The organism is Mesorhizobium sp. M7A.F.Ca.CA.001.08.2.1 (assembly GCF_003998455.1).
GTDB lineage: Bacteria > Pseudomonadota > Alphaproteobacteria > Rhizobiales > Rhizobiaceae > Mesorhizobium > Mesorhizobium ciceri.
Genome location: NZ_RZPW01000598.1, coordinates 1 through 3,995, shown reverse-complemented (window position 1 = coordinate 3,995; position 3,995 = coordinate 1). Strand labels below are relative to the sequence as shown.

Sequence of the window (3,995 nt, the reverse complement as noted above, 5' to 3'; positions counted from 1 at the left end):
GCAGATGATGGAACTGGTAGACGAAGCCGACATCGTTGCGGCGGATCGCCGTGCGCTCGTCGTCGGACAGCCGCCCGCAGGCGCGGCCGGCCAGGATGACGTCGCCGGCGTCGGGACGCTCCAGCAGGCCGGCGGTGTGCAGCAGCGTCGATTTGCCGGTGCCAGACGGCGCCACCAGCGCCACCATCTCGCCGCGCTTCAGCGAGAAGTCCGCACCATTGAGAATGGTGAGCTTTCGCGGTCCCTGGACGTAGTGCCGCTCGACGCTCTTCAGCTCGATAATGACCTCGGCCACTATTCGTACCTCAAGGCTTCGACCGGATCGAGACGCGCGGCGCGCCATGCCGGAAACACCGTTGCCAGGAAGGACAGGCCGAGCGCCATCAGGACGACATAGGTCGTCTCGCGCGGATCCATCTTCGCCGGCAACTGGCTGAGGAAATAGAGTTCAGGATTGAACAGCACCTTACCGGTCATCCACGAGAAGAACTGGCGGATCGATTCGATGTTGGTGCAGATCAGTACGCCGAGCAGCACACCGGCAAGCGTGCCGGTCACGCCGATCGCCGCACCCGTCATCAGGAAGATGCGCAGGATGGCGCCGCGCGACGCCCCCATGGTGCGCAGGATGGCGATGTCGTGGCCCTTGTCCTTCACCAGCATGATCAGGCCGGAGATGATGTTCAGCGCCGCCACCAGCACGATCAGCGTCAAGATCATGAACATGACGTTGCGTTCTACCTGCAGCGCGGAGAAGAAGGTCTCGTTGCGCTGGCGCCAATCGACCATGTCGATCGGCCGCTGCGCCGCCGCCTCCACTTTCGGTTTCAGCGCATCGACATCGTCTGGATTGTCGACATAAATCTCGATCGTTTGCGCCCGCCCGTCCATGTTGAAATAAAGCTGCGCTTCGGAAAACGGCATGTAGACGATGGACGTGTCATATTCGGACATGCCGACTTCGAAGATCGCCGCGATCTTGTAGCCCTTCATGCGCGGCGTGGTGCCGATCGGCGTCACGTCGCCGTCGGGCGAAATCAAGGTGATGGTATCGCCAAGCGTCAGGCCGAGATTCTCAGCCATGCGCTTGCCGATGGCAACGCCCTCGCCAGAATCGAAATCGGCGATCGAACCCTGCTTGATGTTGCTGGCAACGATGGCGATCTTGCTCAGATCCTCGCCGCGTATGCCGCGAACCAGCGCTCCGGTTCCGCCGCCGACATTGCCTTGCGCAAGCACCTGGCCATCGATCAGCGGGATGGCGTATTTAACGCCTGCTACACCGTTGATGCGGCTGGCGACCTGCGCATAGTCCTCCAGCGGCGAATCGAGCGGCTGCACGATCAGGTGACCGTTGACGCCGAGGATGCGCGTCAAAAGCTCCGCCCTGAAACCGTTCATCACCGCCATGACCACGATCAGCGTGGCGACGCCCAGCATGATGCCGAGGAACGAGATCGAGGCGATCACCGAGATCACCGTCTCCTTGCGCCGCGAACGCAGATAGCGCCAGGCGACCATGCGCTCGAAGATGGAAAAGGGTCCGGCGCCGACCGATCTTGCCGCCACCGCCTCGCTCATGCGGCGACACCGAAGCGCTTCTTCGCGTCCGCGATAGGCAGCGTCTCGCGCTCGCCGGTCTTGCGGTTCTTGATCTCGATCTCGCCGGCGGCGACACCGCGCGGTCCGACGATCACTTGCCAGGGAAGGCCTATCAGGTCGGCGGTGGCGAACTTGCCGCCGGGCCGCTGGTCGGTGTCGTCGTAGAGCACGTCCTTGCCGGCGGCGACGAAAGCGGCATGCAGTTCGTCGCAGACGCCGTCGCACTCGGCGTCGCCCGCCTTCATGTTGATCAGTCCGATGTCGAACGGCGCCACCGCCTCCGGCCAGATGATGCCGTTATCGTCATGGCTGGCTTCGATGATCGCCGCGACCAGCCGCGACGGACCGATGCCGTAGGAGCCGCCGGAGACGAAATGATCCTTGCCGTCGGGTCCGGTCACCTTGGCGCCCATGGGCTTGGAATATTTGTCGCCGAAATGGAAGATGTGGCCGACCTCGATGCCGCGCGCCGAAACCTTGTCGCTCTCGCCGATCTTCTCCCACGCCGCCTCGTCATGCATCTCGTCGGTGGCGGCGTAGGGCGTCGTCCATGTCTTGACGATGTCGGCGATCTCGGCGTCGTTGGCAAAATCGGTGTTGGCGCCGGGCACATCGAGCGCAAGATAGTCGCGGTGGCAGTAGACCTGGCTCTCGCCGGTGTCGGCCAGGATGATGAATTCATGGCTGAGATCGCCGCCGATCGGCCCGGTGTCGGCCCGCATCGGTATTGCTTGCAGCCCCATGCGCGTAAAAGTCCGGAGATAGGACACGAACATCCTGTTGTAGGCCGCCCTGGCGCCTTCGAAGTCGAGATCGAAGGAATAGGCGTCCTTCATCAGGAACTCGCGCGACCGCATGACGCCGAAGCGCGGCCGCACTTCGTCGCGGAACTTCCACTGGATGTGGTAGAGATTGAGCGGCAGGTCCTTGTAGGACTTCACATAGGCGCGGACGATCTCGGTGACCACTTCCTCATTGGTCGGGCCGTAGAGCATGTCGCGGTCCTGCCGGTCCTTGATGCGCAGCATCTCCTTGCCGTAGTCGTCATAGCGGCCGCTTTCGCGCCACAGATCGGCCGACTGGATGGTCGGCATCAGGATTTCCAGCGCACCGGCGCGATCCTGCTCCTCGCGGATGATGCGGCAGACCTTGTCCAGCACCCGCTTGCCGAGCGGCAGCCACGAGAAACTGCCCTGCCCCTGCTGGCGGATCATGCCGGCGCGCAGCATCAGCCGGTGCGAGACGATCTCGGCCTCGCGCGGATTTTCTTTGAGGATCGGCAGGAAATAGCGCGACAAACGCATGGACAGGTCCGTGAGTGAGGAGGGCCGCGTCAGAATCGGCGCGACTTTGGCTTGCTTGACCCGGCTTCATAGCCATTTCAAGGCGGAATGGGAACCCGGACGCTTCGGCCCGAAAAGCGGAATCGATTTCCAAAAAACATGGGTAGCCGGGATCAGAAGCGTCGCACCGCCGTTCGCCCGTCCAGAAGACCCACGGCGCTGCAAGGCCTCCCGGTCACTGTGCGCGTCTTGGTGATCGTTCGCCAAGCAACGCCTGCCACACTATTGTGCAGTGCAGCACGAGAATGCCCGTTTCAAGGCAAAATTCTTCGTGACATTTTCATTCGCCTTAGGCTAATGTACCTCGATAACCGAGAGGGCAGAAAAAAATCTGCTCTCCTACGCGGTCAAAGTCTTGGGAGGATGCGATCTAGGCGCGGTTACTCGCTGCCGCCGGAAACCGGAAACAGATCGGACGCGTTTAAATTGCAAGGCCTCGTGCCTTGCATTTTTTTTGTGCAATCATCTGCTTAGCGCAACGCGTTGCCAAACCACCTTACCCAGCGTCAGCGCTCGTCAGGCCGCAAAACGGCACGACGTTCCCCGCCGAAACCCGCCCGGTTCCGACATATGAAAACGCCGTCGCTGGACAGTCTATTTAGCCGGCGTCTGGCTGAATTCCGGCACGATGTGCGGGATGTCGTTGAGGCTGTATCCCAGCCCATGCGTCAGGCCATAGAAAATGCCCATCAGGATCGCGGTGGCGATGGTGGTGCGGATCACGGCGCGCAGCATGTGAGGCCCACGCGGCGCGCTCGGAACCGTGCCCAGCGTCACGTCGTGATCGTCGTCCTGCGTCCTCACGCTGAACGGCAGCACGGCGAACAGCACCACCCACCAGGTCGCGAAAAACAGGGCGGTGAACGAAACCCAGCTCATGATTGCTCCAGTTCGATCAGCGTGCCGAAGAAATCCTTCGGATGCAGGAACAGCACCGGCTTGCCGTGCGCGCCGATCCTCGGGTTGCCGTCGCCCAGCACGCGGGCGCCGGCGGCCTTGAGCTGATCGCGCGCGGCCAGGATGTCGTCGACCTCATAGCAAAGGTGATGC

5 protein-coding genes are annotated in these 3,995 nt (G+C 62.2%); all 5 read right to left on the bottom strand.

Annotation, left to right across the window (positions count from 1 at the left end):
* Positions 1–298, bottom strand: a 298-nt coding sequence (locus EN914_RS27135) for an ATP-binding cassette domain-containing protein (RefSeq protein WP_206527247.1), incomplete at its 3' end; no start/stop codon positions are given.
* Positions 295–1,581, bottom strand: a complete 1,287-nt coding sequence (locus EN914_RS27130; RefSeq protein WP_013531108.1) for a lipoprotein-releasing ABC transporter permease subunit — start codon at positions 1,579–1,581, stop codon at positions 295–297. The genes EN914_RS27130 and EN914_RS27135, both read right to left, overlap by 4 nt.
* Positions 1,578–2,906: a proline--tRNA ligase gene (proS, locus tag EN914_RS27125; protein ID WP_013531107.1), complete on the bottom strand. Its 1,329-nt coding sequence runs from the start codon at positions 2,904–2,906 to the stop codon at positions 1,578–1,580. Before proS ends, EN914_RS27130 begins: the two co-directional genes overlap by 4 nt.
* Positions 2,907–3,539: 633 nt before the next feature.
* Complete coding sequence (locus EN914_RS27120; RefSeq protein WP_013531106.1) at positions 3,540–3,824, bottom strand: DUF1467 family protein; 285 nt, start codon at positions 3,822–3,824, stop codon at positions 3,540–3,542.
* A partial coding sequence (locus tag EN914_RS27115; protein ID WP_206527246.1) for a VOC family protein occupies positions 3,821–3,995 on the bottom strand: 175 nt, incomplete at its 5' end. The genes EN914_RS27120 and EN914_RS27115, both read right to left, overlap by 4 nt.

What these genes read in the sequence shown, in the direction of transcription:
- EN914_RS27130 (WP_013531108.1), bottom strand. Translation starts at nt 1,581, where the DNA reads ATGAGCGAGGCGGTGGCGGCAAGATCGGTCGGCGCCGGACCCTTTTCC.
- proS (WP_013531107.1), bottom strand. Translation starts at nt 2,906, where the DNA reads ATGCGTTTGTCGCGCTATTTCCTGCCGATCCTCAAAGAAAATCCGCGC.
- EN914_RS27120 (WP_013531106.1), bottom strand. Translation starts at nt 3,824, where the DNA reads ATGAGCTGGGTTTCGTTCACCGCCCTGTTTTTCGCGACCTGGTGGGTG.